Raw genomic sequence first — 15,206 nt, forward strand, 5'->3', positions numbered from 1 at the left:
CGCCGTCAACGTCGTCTTCCCGTGGTCCACGTGACCGATCGTCCCCACGTTCACGTGCGGCTTCGTACGCTCGAACTTGTCCTTGCCCATCTCCCGTCTCCTTACATGCGCCCGACCCGCCCGTCTCTACGGACCGGCCCGTCTCCCTTCACGCCTTCTTCGTCCAGTCGAGCAGCTGCTCCTCCTTCTGCTTGGGGACCTTCTCGAAGCAGGAGGGCTCCATCGAGTACGAGGCGCGCCCGCGCGTCACGGAGCGGATCGCCGTGGCGTAGCCGAACATCTCCGCCAGCGGCACAAAGGCACGCACGATGTGCGCCTCGGGACGCGACTCCATCTCGTGGATCTTGCCGCGGCGGGCGTTCAGGTCCCCGATCACGTCGCCGAGGAACTCGGCGGGGGTCGTCACCTCGACATCCATGATCGGCTCGAGCAGCACCGGGGCCCCGCGGCGCAGCGCGTCCTTCAGCGCCATCGCCCCCGCGATCTTGAACGCCATGTCGGACGAATCCACCTCGTGGTAGGAACCGTCCTTGATGACGACCTTCAGGTCCACCATCGAGTAGCCGCCGAGGGGCCCCGAGGTGCACGACTCCATGATCCCCTCGGTCGCCGCACGGACGTACTCCCGCGGCACGGCGCCGCCCTTGATCTCGCTCTCGACGACGACCCCGGTCCCCTTCCCGCCCGGGCCCGCCTCGAGGATGATATGCCCGTACTGGCCGTGTCCCCCGGTCTGCCGGACGAACCTGCCCTCGCCGGCGCACGCCTTCGTGATCGTCTCCCGGTAGGCGACCTCCGGCTTCCCGACCTTCGCCTCCACCTTGAATTCGCGGAGCATCCGATCCTTGATGATGTCCAGGTGCAGCTCCCCCATCCCGGAGATGATGAGCTGCCCGGTCTCCTCGTTCGTCTTCGTCCTGAACGTCGGGTCCTCCTCGGCGAGGCGCCGGAGCGACTCCCCGAGCTTCTCCCGGTCCGCCTTGGTGCGCGGCTCGATCGCCATCGAGATCACCGGCTCCGGGAAGTGCATCGACTCGAGCACGATCGGGTGGCGCTCGTCGCAGAGCGTCTGCCCGGTGACGGTCCGCCCGAGCCCCACCGCCGCGATGATCTCCCCCGCGGAGGCCTCGTCGACCTCCTCGCGGCGGTTGGCGTGCATCAGGAGGAGACGCCCGACCCGTTCTCGCTTCATCACGGCGGCGTTCCAGGCCTGCGCCCCCCTCCGCAGCACGCCGGAGTAGATCCGGAGGTAGACGAGCTTGCCGACGAAGCCGTCCGAGACCACCTTGAAGGCGAGCGCGCAGAGCGGCCCCGCGGGGTCGGCGTGCCGCACCGCCGGCTCGTTGTTCTTGGGGTTCACCCCCTCCACCGGGCGGGCGTCGAGCGGCGACGGCAGGTAATCCACCACGGCGTCCAGGAGCTGCTGCACCCCCTTGCTCTTCAGCGCCGTGCCGCAGAGGACCGGGACGATCCGGTTGCGGAGCACCGTGCGCCGGAGCGCCGCCCGCACCTCGTCCTCCGGGAATCCCTTGCCGGCGAGATAGATCTCGAAGAACCGCTCGTCCTCGCTCGCGATCGTTTCGAGCATCCGGTCGCGGGCCTTCTGCGCCCGCTCGAGGAGCGGCTCCGGGATCGCCTCCTCGCGGAACGACAGATCCTCCCCGTCGGGGAAGATGTACGCCCGCATCCGCACGAGGTCCACGACCCCCCTGAACTCCGCCTCGTGCCCCACCGGCATCTGCACCGGCACCGCGTTGGCCGCGAGGCGCTCGCGCATCCGCGCCACCGCCCAATCGAAGTTGGATCCGACCCGGTCCAGCTTGTTCACGAAGGCCAGGCGCGGAACGCCGTAGCGGTTTGCCTGCCGCCAGACCGTCTCGGACTGGGGCTCGACCCCCTCCACGCCGCAGAAGACCGCGATCGCGCCGTCGAGCACCCGCAGGCTCCGCTCGACCTCGACGGTGAAGTCGACGTGCCCGGGCGTGTCGATGACGTTCACGCGGTGGCCGTTCCAGGAACAGGTGGTCGCCGCCGAGGTGATGGTGATGCCGCGCTCCTGCTCCTGGACCATCCAGTCCATGGTCGCGGTCCCCTCGTCCACCTCGCCGATCCGGTAGGTCTTCCCCGAGAAGAAGAGGATCCTCTCCGTCACGGTGGTCTTGCCGGCGTCGATGTGCGCCATGATCCCTATGTTCCTGACCCTTTCAAGGGGCGTCTCAGATCCCATACAGTTCCGATCCCCCGCGGCTGCCGCGCCGCCGAAAACGTGCACCACGGCACACGGGGGCATATGTGTCCCTTCCCGCTACCAGCGGTAGTGCGCGAACGCCTTGTTCGCCTCCGCCATCTTGTGCGTGTCCTCGCGCTTCTTGACCGCGGCCCCTTCGCCCTTGTAGGCGTCGAGGATCTCCGCGGCGAGCCGTTCCTGCATCGGCTTCCCCTTGCGGGCCCGGGAAAAACCGATGATCCAGCGGAGCGCCAGGGCGAGCTGGCGGTCCGAGCGCACCTCCACCGGGACCTGGTACGTCGCGCCGCCGACCCTCCTGGACTTCACCTCGAGAAACGGCTTCACCCGGTCGACCGCCTTCTCCACGACCTTGAGCGGCGGGAGCTCCTGCACGCGCTGGCCGATCAGGTCGAGGGTCGAGTAGAAGATCCCCTCCGCGATGCTCTTCTTCCCGTCCCGCATCAGGCTGGTGATGAACCTGGCGACCAGCGGGCTCCCGAACTTCACATCCGTCAGCATCCTCTTCTTGATGACCCTGCGCCGTCTCGACATTGTTCCCTCTGTTCTTCCGTGTCCCTTCTTCTTATGGCGTGCCGCGTGCGGCTTACTTGGGCGTCTTCGCCCCGTACTTGGATCGGCTGCGCTTGCGCCCCTCGACGCCGCTCGTGTCCAGGGTGCCGCGGATGATATGGTAGCGCACCCCGGGCAGATCCTTGACCCGTCCGCCGCGCAGCATCACGATCGAGTGCTCCTGGAGGTTGTGCCCCTCGCCTGGGATGTAGGCGGTTACCTCGATCCCGTTCGTGAGGCGCACCCGGGCGACCTTCCGCAGCGCCGAGTTCGGCTTCTTCGGCGTCATCGTCTTCACCAGGAGGCAGACCCCCCTGCGCTGGGGGCAGCGCATCAAGGCGGGCGACTTCGTCCGGTTTCTCGGTTTCCGTCTCCCCTTCCTCACCAGCTGGTTGATCGTCGGCATATTCGATGCTCCTCGCGTTGTGGTCCGTTCGTGCGCCTACGGCTTCGTCTCTTTCTTCGCCGGCTCCTCGTCGCTCCCGGAGGCTTTCTTTTTCTGCTTCTCCGCCTCCCGGTGCTTCCCGATCAAGGCGTCGAGGTCGAGGGCGGGTTTGGCGGGCTTGGCCTCGACCTCCGGGAGCTCCAGCGCCTTGGCGGGCTTGATCTCCACCAGCGGGATCACGTCGATCTCGCGGTTCTTCGCGAAGCCGCTCCCCGCGGGGATCAGGTGCCCCATGATGACGTTCTCCTTGAACCCGTTGAGCACGTCGGCGCGCCCCTTGGCGGCGGCGTCGGTGAGGACCCGCGTGGTCTCCTGGAACGAGGCCGCGGAGATGAAGCTCTCGGTGCCGAGGGAGGCCTTGGTGATGCCCAGGAGGATCGGCTGGGCGTCCGCGGCCTTCTTCCCGGCCTTCAAAAGCTGCTCGTTCGCCCGGTCGAACAGGTACTTCTCGACATGCTCCCCGAAGAGGAACTCGCTGTCGCCGGGGTCGGAGATTCGGACCTTCTTGAGCATCTGCCGGATGATGACCTCGATATGCTTGTCGTTGATCTCGACCCCCTGGAGCCGGTAGACCTCCTGCACCTCGTCCACCAGGTACTTCTGAAGCTCCTTCGGGCCGCAGACCTGCAGCAGCTCCTGCGGCGCGATCGGCCCCTCGGTCAAACGGTCCCCTTTCCTGACCCGGTCCCCGCGGTAGACGACGAGGTGCTTGGCGTACGGGATCAGGTGCTCCTCCTCGACCTCGGTGACCTCGTTCCTGACGACGAGCGTGCGGCGCCCCTTGGTGGTGCTCCGGAACTCCACGACGCCGTCGATCTTGGCGATCTCGGCGGCCTCCTTCGGCCTGCGCGCCTCGAACAGCTCGGCGACACGGGGGAGGCCCCCGGTGATGTCCTTGGTCTTGCTCCGCTTGCGGGGGCTCCTCGCCAGCAGGCTGCCGACGGTGACGAACTCCTTCTCCTCGACCATGATGTGCGCGCCGGTGGGGAGCGGGTAGTAGCCGAGCGCCTCCTTGCCGTCGCGGCTCGTGATCACGATCTGCGGATGCTTGTCCTCCTTGTGGTCGATGATGACGAATTCGGTGAGGCCGGTGCCCCGGTCCGTCTCCGTCTTCATCGTCACGTCCTCGACGATGTCGATGAACTCGACGAGGCCGTCCTTCTCGGTCAGGATCGGGGTGCTGTACGGGTCCCACTTGGCGACGAGCTCGCCCTTCTTGGCGAGCTCCCCCTCGTTCTTGCTCAAAATCGCGCCGTACGGGAGGTCGTTGTTCTCCACCTCGGGCCCGGCCTGCACCTGGCCCCGCGCATCCTTGATGACGGCGTGGATCGCGAGGGTACCGTTCTTGGAGACCACGATGCGCGTCCCGTCCTTGTCGCAGAGGATCTTCACATTGCGGAATTTGATGATCCCGTCGCCCTTCGGCCGGATCTCCTGCTTCATCCGGTGGACGGCGGTGCCGCCGATGTGGAAGGTGCGCATCGTGAGCTGCGTCCCGGGCTCGCCGATCGACTGCGCGGCGATGATCCCGACCGCCGTGCCGAGCGCCACCTGCCTGCCGTTGGAGAGGTCGTGGCCGTAGCATTTGGCGCAGATGCCGCGGGTGGTCTCACAGGTGAGGACGGAGCGTATCTTCAGCGTCTCGATCCCCATCGTCTCGATGCGCTCCGCGAGCGCCTCCGTGATCGGCTCGTTGGCCTTGACCACCACCTCCTTCGAGACCGGCTCGACGATATCCTCGAGGCTGGTGCGCCCCACGATCCGCTCCCGGAGGGAGACCACGACGTCCTCGCCCTCGTGGATCGCGCTGATGGAGATGCCGTTCAGGGTGCCGCAGTCGTCCTCGATGACGATCACGTCCTGCGCCACGTCCACGAGGCGCCGGGTGAGGTAGCCGGAGTCGGCGGTCTTGAGGGCCGTGTCGGCGAGCCCCTTGCGGGCGCCGTGCGTGGAGATGAAGTATTCGAGGACGCTCAGTCCCTCGCGGAAGTTGGAGCGGATCGGCTGCTCGATGATGACCCCCGACGGCTTCGCCATCAGACCGCGCATCCCGGCGAGCTGCCTGATCTGCTGCCTCGACCCGCGCGCGCCGGAGTCGACCATCATGAAGATCGGGTTGGGGCTCGCCGCGACCCCGCGGGCATCGAGGCCGGGCGCCTTCAGCTGGCTGAACAGCACCTCGGAGAGCTCGTCGGTCGTGTGGGTCCAGATGTCGAGGATCATGTTGTAGCGCTCGCCCGGCGTGATGCTCCCGCTCCGGTACTGCTTCTCGACCTCCTGGATCCTCCGGTTCGCCGCGGCGAGGAGCTTCTCCTTCTCCGCGGGGATGAGCATGTCGTCGCTCGAGATCGAGATCCCCGCCCGCGTCGCCTCGCGGAAACCGAGATCCTTCATCCGGTCGAGGATCTCCACCGTCCGCTCCTTGCCGACGGCGCGGTAGCAGTCCATCACCACCTCGGCGAGCGCCTTCTTGTTCAGCTCCCGGTTGATGAACCAGCTGCCCTCGTCGCTCTTCGTGCGGATCAACGACCGGAACTCCTCGTCGCGGGGGAGTATCTCGTTGAACATCACCCTCCCCGTCGTCGTCTCGATCATCTCGCCGTCGATCCTGACCCTGACCTTCTCGTGGATCGTGATCGCGCCGGAGTCGTAGGCGAGCAGCAGCTCGTCGGTGTCGGAGAAGGTGAACCGCGGGGCCGCGGCGCCCGCGATCTCCTTCGTGACGTAGTAGCAGCCCAGCGCGATATCCTGCGTCGGGGTGTCGATCGGCTTCCCGCTCGAGGGGGAGAAGATGTTGTGCGGGGCGAGCATCAGGAGCTTGGCCTCGAGCTGCGCCTCGTGGGAGAGCGGGATGTGGACCGCCATCTGGTCGCCGTCGAAGTCGGCGTTGAACGCCGAACAGACCAGCGGGTGGATCCGGATCGCCTTCCCCTCGATCAAGACCGGCTCGAACGCCTGGATGCCGAGCCGGTGGAGCGTGGGGGCGCGGTTGAGCAGCACCGGGTGGCCCTTCGTCACCTGCTCCAGGATATCCCAGACCTCCGGCATCTCCTTCTCGATCATCTTCTTGGCGCTGCGGATGGTGTGCACAAGGCTGCGGTTCTTGAGCTCGCGGATGATGAACGGCTCGAACAGCTCCAGCGCCATCTTCTTCGGGAGGCCGCACTGGTTCAGCTTCAGCTCCGGCCCCACCACGATCACCGAACGCCCCGAGTAGTCGACGCGCTTGCCCAGGAGGTTCTGCCGGAAGCGCCCCTGCTTGCCCTTGAGCATGTCCGAGAGCGACTTCAGCGGGCGATTCCCCGCGCCGACGATCGGGCGGCCGTGCCGGCCGTTGTCGAAGAGGGCGTCCACCGCCTCCTGGAGCATCCGCTTCTCGTTGCGGATGATGACCTCGGGGGTCTTCAGCTCCAGGATCGCCTTGAGGCGGTTGTTGCGGTTGATGACGCGCCGGTACAGGTCGTTCAGGTCCGAGGTGGCGAAACGCCCCCCCTCGAGCGGGACGAGGGGGCGCAGGTCAGGCGGGATCACCGGGACGACGTTGATGACCATCCATTCGGGCTTGGACCCGGATTTGCGGAACCCCTCGACGATCTGGAGGCGCTTGCTCAGCTTCTTCTTCGTCTGCTTCGAGCTCGTCTTCTCCATCCGCAGGCGCAGGTCGAGGGAGAGGGCGTCGAGGTCCTCGCTCCTGAGGAGTTCGCGGATCGCCTCGGCGCCCATCCCCGCCTTGAATCGGCGGCCGAACTCCTTCAGCGCCTTCTGGTACTCCTCTTCGCTGAGAAGCTTCTTCTTCGGAAGGTCGGTGTCGCCGGGACTGGTGACGATGTAGTCCTCGTAGTAGAGGACGCGCTCCAGCTCCGAGGAGGAGAGGTCGAGGATGTTGCCGATGCGGCTCGGCTGCGTCTTGAAGAACCAGATATGCGAGACGGGGACGGCCAGGTCGATGTGCCCCATCCGCTCCCGGCGCACCTTGGACTGCGTGACCTCGACCCCGCAGCGGTCGCAGACGATCCCCTTGTGCTTGATGCGCTTGTACTTGCCGCAGGAGCACTCCCAGTCGCGGGTGGGGCCGAAGATGCGCTCGCAGAAGAGGCCGCCCTTCTCCGGCTTGAAGGTCCGGTAGTTGATCGTCTCGGGGTTCTTGACCTCCCCCTTGGACCAGGAGCGGATCACCTCCGGGGAGGCGATGCGGATCGTCACCCGGTCGAAGGTGTGCTCGCTGCTCTCAAGCCCCAAAAACGCCTTTGCCGTTCTCTGGTCGGTCAAATTGGCATCCCCCCACCTTAGAATCCCAAATCCAATCCCGGCGCCGCAATCCCAGGCCCGAACCCAGATCCCCGGATCCCGGATCTGGAGTCCCGGTTTTCAGCCCCCCGCTCCACGGCTTCCGTCACGCCTTCTTCTCCGTCCTCACGTCGAGGCACAGGCTCTGCATCTCCTTGATGAGCACGTTGAACGACTCGGGCGTGCCCGCCTCGAGCGAGTTCTGCCCCTTCACGATCGACTCGTAGATCTTCGTCCGGCCGACCACGTCGTCGCTCTTGACGGTGAGGAGCTCCTGGAGGGCGTAGGCGGCGCCGTACGCCTCAAGCGCCCAGACCTCCATCTCGCCGAAACGCTGCCCTCCGAACTGCGCCTTGCCGCCGAGCGGCTGCTGCGTCACGAGCGAGTAGGGGCCGGTTGCGCGCGCGTGGATCTTGTCGGAGACAAGGTGGGAGAGCTTCATCATGTACAGGTACCCGACGGTCACCTCCTGCTCGAACCGGTCGCCGGTCCTGCCGTCGGAGAGCACCACCTTGCCGCTCGCCGGGAGCCCCGCCTGCTTCATCAGCTCCTTGATCTGCAGTTCGGTGATCCCGTTGAAGACCGGGGTGGTGACCTTGATCCCCAGCATCTTCGCCGCCCACCCGAGGTGGGTTTCCAGGAGCTGCCCCACGTTCATCCGGGAGGGCACCCCGAGGGGATTGAGCACCATGTCGACCGGCGTGCCGTCGGGGAGGAACGGCATATCCTCCTCGGGGAGGATCTTGGCGATGACGCCCTTGTTGCCGTGGCGCCCGGCCATCTTGTCCCCGACCTGGAGCTTGCGCTTGGACGCGACGTAGACCTTCACCTGCTTGATGAGGCCCGGGTCGAGTTCGTCGCCGCGCTTGAACTTGTCGATCTCGCGGCTCTCGGCCATCTCGGCCTCCTCGAGGGCGTGCATGAACTCGAGCAGGATCCGTTTGAGCTCGATCCCGGAGACGAAGGCGTCGTCCCCGCCCCCCTTGCCGTCCCGCTCCTCCTCGTCGTCCTCGATCTCGATATCGGAGAAGTCCACCTCCTGCAGCCGCTGCAGGTGGGGCTTCTTGATCTCGACGCCGGCGGGAATGATGACCTCCCCGGTCTGGATGTTGATGACCTGCCCGCGGGTCTGCTTGCCCTTCACGAGCTCCGCGAGCTTGGCGTCCCGCTCCTCCTTGATCTTGGCGATGCGTTTGCGGGACGCGTCGGTGATCTCCTTGATCCGGCGCCGCTCCTCGTGCCGCTCCTCGTCGGTCTGGGCGGCGTCCTTGCGGGAGAAGACCTTCACGTCCATCACGATCCCCTCGGTCCCGGACGGAACGGTCAGCGACGCGTCGCGCACGTCCGCGGCCTTCTCGCCGAAGATGGCCCTGAGCAGGCGCTCCTCCGGGGAGAGCTCGGTCTCGCTCTTGGGGGTGATCTTGCCGACCAGGATGTCGCCGGCCTTCACCTCGGCCCCGAGGCGGACGATCCCGTCCTCCCCGAGGTCCTTCAGCGCCTCCTCCCCCACGTTCGGGATGTCGCGGGTGATCTCTTCGCGCCCGAGCTTGGTGTCGCGCGCGCCGATCTCGAACTCCTCGATATGGATCGAGGTGTACGCATCCTCCATGACGAGCCGCTCGCTGATGAGGATGGCGTCCTCGAAGTTGTAGCCCCCCCACGGCATGAAGGCGACCAGGATGTTGCGCCCGAGCGCGAGTTCGCCGTCCTTCGTCGCGGGCCCGTCGGCGAGCACGTCGCCTTTCCGGATCCTGTCGCCCATCCGCACGACCGGGCGCTGGTTGATGCAGGTCCCCGCGTTCGAGCGGAAGTTCTTGATCAGCCGGTAGGTCCGGCACGCGTCCCGCTCGCGGTCGTCGCGGACGACGATCTTGGCGCCGTCCGCGTAGACGACCTCGCCGGGCCCCTGCGCGAGCGTCATCACGCCGGTGTCGCGCGCGACCTGCGTCTCGAGGCCGGTCACGACGATCGGGGCCTCGGTGGTGAGGAGCGGGACCGCCTGGCGCTGCATGTTCGAACCCATCAGGGCCCGGTTGGCGTCGTTGTGCTCGAGGAACGGGATCAGCCCCGCCGCCACGCTCACGAGCTGCTTGGGCGAGACGTCGATGAACTCGACCTTCCCGGGGGCGACATGGACGAACTCGCCGCGCTCCCTGGCCGAGACCAGCTCCTCGATCAGGCGGTTACGCTCGTCCACCTTCGCGTTCGCCTGGGCGATGACGTGCGTCTCCTCCTCGTCGGCGGTGAGCCAGACGGGCCCCCTGGCCATGTCGACACAGACCTTCCCGTCGCGCACCTCCCAGTACGGAGACTCGAGGAAGCCGTAGCTGTTCACGCGGGCGAAGGTGCTGAGCGAGGAGATGAGGCCGATGTTGGGCCCCTCCGGCGTCTCGATCGGGCAGATGCGCCCGTAGTGGCTCGTGTGGACGTCGCGGACCTCGAAGCCGGCGCGGTCGCGGCTCAGACCGCCCGGGCCCAGCGCCGAGAGCCGCCGCTTGTGCGTGATCTCGGCGAGCGGGTTCGTCTGGTCCATGAACTGGGAAAGCTGGCTGCGGCCGAAGAAGTCGCGGATCACGCTGGTGAACGCCTTGGGGTTGATGAGCCGGTGCGGGGTGACCGTCTCGGCGCTCATGTCGTAGACGTTCATCCGCTCCTTGGTGAGGCGCTCCATCCTGGCGAGGCCGATGCGGCACTGGTTCTGGAGGAGCTCGCCCACCGAGCGGACCCGGCGGTTGCCGAGGTGATCGATGTCGTCGAGCCGGCCGACCTCGCCGTGGCGCAGGCCGAGGAGATAGCGGCACGCCGCGGCGACGTCCTCCTTGCGGAGGATCCCGACGCGGTCGTTCACCTCCATCCCGAGCTTCTTGTTCAGCTTGAACCGGCCGACCCGGCCGAGGTCGTAGTGGCGCGGGTCGAAGAAGATCCGCTTGAGCATCGTCCGGGCGCTCGAGATATTCGCCGGGTCCCCGGGACGGAGGCGCTTGTAGATCTCCTTCAGCGCCTCGTCCTGCGAGTCGATCTGGCGCTGCCGGTCCCTCTCCAGCATCTGGAGCATGCCGCCGATCCCCATCTCCGACGCCGCCACCGCGACGCGCTTCACCCCCGCCTTCAGCAGCGACGCCTGCACGGACTTGGAGAGCTTCCCGCCGGGGACGGCGAGGGCGGCCTGCGTGGAGGGGTCGACGATCCGCTGGATGATCGTGCGCTCCGCGAGCGTTTTCTCGTCGGCCTCCGCCAAGGAGACCTCCTCCCTGCCGCAGATCGACTCGAGGATCGCCTCGTCGGTAACGTAGCCCGCCGCGCGGAGAAAGGTCGTGGCCTGGATCTTGCGCCTGCGCCGCCGCCGGTCGATGTAGAGGCTGATCGTGTCGTTGGCGTCGAGTTCGCCCTCGAGCCACGAGCCGCGGTACGGGATGATCCTGAACCAGTAGCTCGGCACCGCCTTCGGGCTCGACGGCTTCTCGAAACAGACCCCCGGCGAGCGGTGGAGCTGGCTGACGATGACGCGTTCGGCGCCGTTGATGATGAACGTCCCCTGCTCGGTCATCAGCGGGATGCTGCCGAAGTAGACCGTCTCCTCCTTGATGTTGCCGCTCTCGCAGAGGCGGAGGGTGACCCGGAGGGGCGCCGAGTAGGTGAGGCCGCGCCTGCGGCACTCGATCAGGTCGTACTTCGGACGGCCGAGATCGTAGCCCACGTATTCGAGGGAACAGGTCTCGTCGTAGCTCTTGATCGGGAAGACCTCCCTGAAGACCTCCTGAAGCCCCTTGAGTTTCCGCCGGGTGGGGAGCACGTCGGGCTGCAGGAACTCCTCATAGGACTGCGTCTGGATCTCGACGAGGTTGGGCATCGGGATCAACTCCCTCAGCCTCGAGTAATCGCGCACCGTCTTCTTCGCTGACATGGAACCCCTCTTCTACGCGCTGAACATCCCGCGCCGCGGCGCCTGCCGTGCCCGGCGCGCCGCCCCCCCCGCGTTCGACACAGGCGCTACTTGATCTCCACCGTGCCGCCGGCCGCGACGATCTTCTTCTTGATCTCCTCGGCCTCTTCCTTGGTGACGTTCTCCTTCACCGGTTTCGGGGCGCCCTCGACGAGGTCCTTGGCCTCCTTCAGGCCCAGGCTCGTGATCGCGCGCACCTCCTTGATCACCTGGATCTTCTTGTCTCCGGCGCCGGTCAGCACCACGGTGAAGGCGGTCTTCTCCTCCTTGGCCTCCGCGGGGGCCGCGGCGGCCGCGGCGACCGCGACGGGCGCGGCGGCGCTGACCCCGAACTCCGCCTCCATCGACTTCACCCACTCGGAGAGCTCGAGAACGGTGAGCCCCTTCACCATCTCCAAACCGAGCGCCTTGCGCTCCTCGGGCTTCAGCCCGTTGATCTGTTTGAGGATGGCCGCGAGTTCCCCCGACATCGCGGGGGCCGCCTCCGCCTTCGCCTCGTTCTTTTCCGCCTTGATTGTCTGCTCGGTCATCGCTTCCTCCTCCTCCGCCAACGGCCGCTTCTCACGCCGCCTGCTGTGGGTTGATTAGTGTGCCGCCCGTTTCCGGGCGACCTGGTCCAGTACGGACACGAACTGCCTGAGGATCCCCGAGAGCCCGCACACGAAGCCGGTGATCGGGGCCCGGACGCTCCCCAAGAACATCGCCATGAGCACCGGGCGCGCGGGCAGCGAGGCGAGCGCGCCCACCTCCGCCTCGGTGAGCAGCGCCCCGTCGAGGAACCCCGCCTTGACCCTCGGGCCCTGGTTCTTCTTCGCGAACTCGACGATGATCTTCGAGAAGGCGGCGCTGTTGCCGGCGGTGACCGCGAGGGCGGTCGGCCCCTCAAGCGCCCCCGCGAGCGGCGCCGCCCGCTCCTCGCCGAGGGCCCGCTTCAGGAGCCGGTTCTTGACCACCATGTACCGCGCGCCCCCCCGCTGCAGGAGGCCGCGCAGCTCGGTCATCGAGCTCGAAGAGAGGCCGGTGTGGTCCGTGACGATGAGCATCGCCCCTCCCTCGAGGAGCGCCTGCACAGATGCGACGATGCTTTTCTTCTCCGCGCGCATGGATAAAACCGTTTCTCGTTTCTCGTTTCCCGTTTCCCGTTTCCCGGGCCTTTTCGCGGCGCCGCACGCCGGCGCTACACGGTCGCGAACTCCTTCATCTCCACGGGGATCCCCGGCCCCATCGTGCTGGAGAGCACGCACCGTTTCAGGAAGACCCCCTTCACCGACGCGGGTTTGGCCTTGAGGAGCCCCTCGATGACGGTCCGGGCATTCTCCTCCAGGGCGCGAACGGCGAACGACCGCTTCCCGATCGGCACCTGCACGTTTCCGCCCTTGTCGGTCCTGAACTCTATCCTTCCGGCCTTCAGCTCCCTGACCGCCTTGCCGATCTCCCGGGTGACCGTGCCGGTCTTGGGGCTGGGCATCAGGCCTCGCGGGCCGAGGACCTTGCCGAGACGCCCGACCTCCTTCATCAGATCGGGGCTCGTCACGGCCATGTCGAACTCCGCCCACCCCCCGCTCACCTTCTTGATCAGCTCCTCGAAGCCGACGACATCGGCGCCGGCCTCCTTCGCCTCGTCGGCCTGCGCCCCCTTGGCGAAGACGACGATGCGCACCTTCTTGCCGGTCCCGTGCGGGAGCGCGACCGTCCCGCGGACGAGCTGGTCTGTCTGCTTCGGGTCGATCCCGAGGCAGAGGGCCATCTCGACCGTCTCGTCGAACTTCGCCGCGGGCAGCTCCCCGAGCAGTTTCACCGCGTCGGCGAGCGGATACCGTGTGCCCGCCGCGATCTTCTCCGCTCCCTGCCTGTAGCGCTTGCTCTTCTTCTTCACCGTGGCTCCTCGCGTCAGGGGATCAGCCCTCGACGACCTCCAAACCCATGCTGCGCGCGGTCCCCTCGATGATCCTCGCCGCCGCCTCCTCGCTCGCCGAGGTGAGATCCGCCGCCTTCTGTCGGGCGATCTCCCGCACCTGGCTCTTCGTCACCGTGCCGACCTTGTCCTTGCCCGCCGTCCCCGAGCCCACCGCGATATTGGCGGCCTTCTTCAAGAGCACCGCCGCGGGAGGCGACTTCAAGACGAAGGTGAACGAGCGGTCCTTGTAAACCGTGATGAGCACCGGGATCACCAGGCCGCCCTTGTCCTTGGTGGCGGCGTTGAACTGCTTGCAGAACTCCATGATGTTCACGCCGTGCTGCCCGAGGGCGGGCCCCACCGGCGGCGCGGGGTTCGCCTGTCCGGCCGGAATCTGCAGCTTGATGAGCGCTCCCACTTCCTTGGCCATGTCTTCCTCTTCTTCAGCCGCACGCTCTACGCGTACGGATTAGCGCGTATGGCGTACGGCTATTCCTTCTCCACCTGCCAGTACTCCAGCTCCACCGGCGTGGACCTGCCGAAGATCGTCACGAGCACCTTCAGCTTCCCGCGGTCCGGGTTCACCTCGTCGACGGTGCCGTTGAAGTTGATGAACGGCCCGTCGGTCACCTTCACCGTCTCCCCGAGCTCGAACAGCGTCTTGGGCTTCACCTTCTCGCGCTTGAGCTCGATCTGCGACAGCACATCCTGCACCTCGTGCTCCTGGAGGGGGATCGGAGACCCCGAGCCGATGAAGCCGATCACGCCGGGCGTCTGCCGGACGAGGTAGTAGGTCTCGTCGGTCCGCACCATCTCGACCATCAGGTAGCCGGGGAAGAACTTCCGCGCGCTGATGGTCTTCTTGCCGGCCTTGACCTCGGCGACCTTTTCCGAGGGGATCAGCACCCGGCTGATGAGCCCCTCCATCTCGTGGCTCTTCACCCGGCTTTCGAGCATCTCCTTGACCTTGTACTCCTGGCCCGCGAGGGTGTGCACGACGTACCACCTCCGGTCCTGCGCGCCCTCGTCTTTCGGCTCGACACCCTGTCCGTTGTCAGTCACCTGTCTCACTCCCGCGTCCGCCGGGCGCCCCCGCCGGGGTCACCCGATCAGCAGCCCCATCAGACCGGAAAGGACCGTATCCACGAGGCCGATGTACGCGGCCAGCGCGACCGTGGACACGATCACCATCGTCGTGGAGTCGATCAGCTCCCGATACCGCTCGGCGGGCTTGAGGTCCTTGCCCCTCTTGATCGGCCACGAGACCTTGCCCATCTCCGCCGCGACCTCGACGAGGAACGCCTTCGCCTTCTGCAGCATGCCCATCCCCCCGCGCCTTTCGGCAAGGAATGCGATCGATGAACCCCGAGCAGCCGCGCGCGGAACGCTCCGCGGGGCCGTGCAATGGCAGGCGGGACAGGAATCGAACCTGCAGCCGCCGGTTTTGGAGACCGGTGCTCTACCTAGTTGAGCTACCCGCCTTCACGATGTGCCGGGCGCACGGGTGTCGCCTTGTCCGTCCGCCCGCGAAAGGGGCGTTACTTCGTCTCCTTGTGCAGCGTATGCTTCCGGTCGAACCTGCAATATTTCTTCAGCTCGATGCGCGCAGGGTGCTTCTTCTTGTCCTTCGTGGAGGTGTAGTTCCTCTGTTTGCACTCCTGACAGGCGAGCGTGATGATCTCTCTCATGGTGTGTCCTATCGGGCCTATCGCCCGAGATCCGCCTTATTTGATGATCTCGCTGACCCTTCCCGCGCCCACCGTCCGGCCGCCCTCGCGCACCGCGAACCGCAGCCCCTTCTCCATCGCGATCGGCGTGATCAGCTCGCACTCCACCG

The 15,206-nt window shown here is 66.6% G+C and carries 14 protein-coding genes and 1 tRNA gene; all 15 read right to left on the reverse strand.

Features of this window, described 5'->3' with window-relative positions; all coding sequences use genetic code 11:
• Positions 1-90: elongation factor Tu (locus GXY35_01395; GenBank protein NLW93254.1), on the reverse strand; the 90-nt coding region annotated here is incomplete at its 3' end.
• A gap of 58 nt (positions 91-148) precedes the next feature.
• Positions 149-2,227: an elongation factor G gene (gene fusA, locus GXY35_01400; GenBank protein ID NLW93255.1), complete on the reverse strand. Its 2,079-nt coding sequence runs from the start codon at positions 2,225-2,227 to the stop codon at positions 149-151.
• Positions 2,228-2,305: 78 nt separating this feature from the next.
• Entirely contained in the window at positions 2,306-2,779 is a 474-nt protein-coding gene (gene rpsG, locus GXY35_01405; GenBank protein ID NLW93256.1) for a 30S ribosomal protein S7, read from the reverse strand.
• Positions 2,780-2,831: 52 nt separating this feature from the next.
• Positions 2,832-3,203, reverse strand: a complete 372-nt coding sequence (locus GXY35_01410) for a 30S ribosomal protein S12 (GenBank protein ID NLW93257.1) — start codon at positions 3,201-3,203, stop codon at positions 2,832-2,834.
• Between the two features lie 36 nt (positions 3,204-3,239).
• Positions 3,240-7,511, reverse strand: coding sequence for a DNA-directed RNA polymerase subunit beta' (gene rpoC, locus GXY35_01415; GenBank protein ID NLW93258.1), 4,272 nt, complete (start codon positions 7,509-7,511; stop codon positions 3,240-3,242).
• 124 nt (positions 7,512-7,635) lie between these two features.
• Positions 7,636-11,433, reverse strand: coding sequence for a DNA-directed RNA polymerase subunit beta (rpoB, locus tag GXY35_01420; protein ID NLW93259.1), 3,798 nt, complete (start codon positions 11,431-11,433; stop codon positions 7,636-7,638).
• Positions 11,434-11,519: 86 nt separating this feature from the next.
• Entirely contained in the window at positions 11,520-11,942 is a 423-nt protein-coding gene (rplL, locus tag GXY35_01425) for a 50S ribosomal protein L7/L12 (GenBank protein ID NLW93260.1), read from the reverse strand.
• A 114-nt stretch (positions 11,943-12,056) separates the two neighbouring features.
• The gene (locus GXY35_01430) at positions 12,057-12,575 is read right to left on the reverse strand and encodes a 50S ribosomal protein L10 (protein NLW93261.1); all 519 of its coding nucleotides are present in this window, start codon (positions 12,573-12,575) and stop codon (positions 12,057-12,059) included.
• Between the two features lie 74 nt (positions 12,576-12,649).
• Entirely contained in the window at positions 12,650-13,348 is a 699-nt protein-coding gene (locus GXY35_01435) for a 50S ribosomal protein L1 (GenBank protein ID NLW93262.1), read from the reverse strand.
• Positions 13,349-13,370: 22 nt separating this feature from the next.
• Positions 13,371-13,799: a 50S ribosomal protein L11 gene (rplK, locus tag GXY35_01440; protein ID NLW93263.1), complete on the reverse strand. Its 429-nt coding sequence runs from the start codon at positions 13,797-13,799 to the stop codon at positions 13,371-13,373.
• A gap of 59 nt (positions 13,800-13,858) precedes the next feature.
• Positions 13,859-14,431 carry a transcription termination/antitermination factor NusG gene (gene nusG, locus GXY35_01445; GenBank protein NLW93264.1) on the reverse strand — a complete coding sequence of 191 codons (573 nt, stop codon included), beginning with the start codon at positions 14,429-14,431 and terminating at the stop codon, positions 13,859-13,861.
• A 39-nt stretch (positions 14,432-14,470) separates the two neighbouring features.
• Positions 14,471-14,695: a preprotein translocase subunit SecE gene (secE, locus tag GXY35_01450; GenBank protein ID NLW93265.1), complete on the reverse strand. Its 225-nt coding sequence runs from the start codon at positions 14,693-14,695 to the stop codon at positions 14,471-14,473.
• A 79-nt stretch (positions 14,696-14,774) separates the two neighbouring features.
• Positions 14,775-14,851 (reverse strand) — tRNA-Trp (locus GXY35_01455).
• Positions 14,852-14,907: 56 nt separating this feature from the next.
• Complete coding sequence (gene rpmG, locus GXY35_01460; GenBank protein ID NLW93266.1) at positions 14,908-15,057, reverse strand: 50S ribosomal protein L33; 150 nt, start codon at positions 15,055-15,057, stop codon at positions 14,908-14,910.
• Positions 15,058-15,093: 36 nt separating this feature from the next.
• Positions 15,094-15,206 (reverse strand): elongation factor Tu (locus tag GXY35_01465; protein ID NLW93267.1); only part of this gene is annotated, 113 nt, incomplete at its 5' end.

Source organism: Chlamydiota bacterium, from assembly GCA_012729785.1.
Classification (GTDB): domain Bacteria; phylum Auribacterota; class Tritonobacteria; order UBA1439; family UBA1439; genus UBA1439.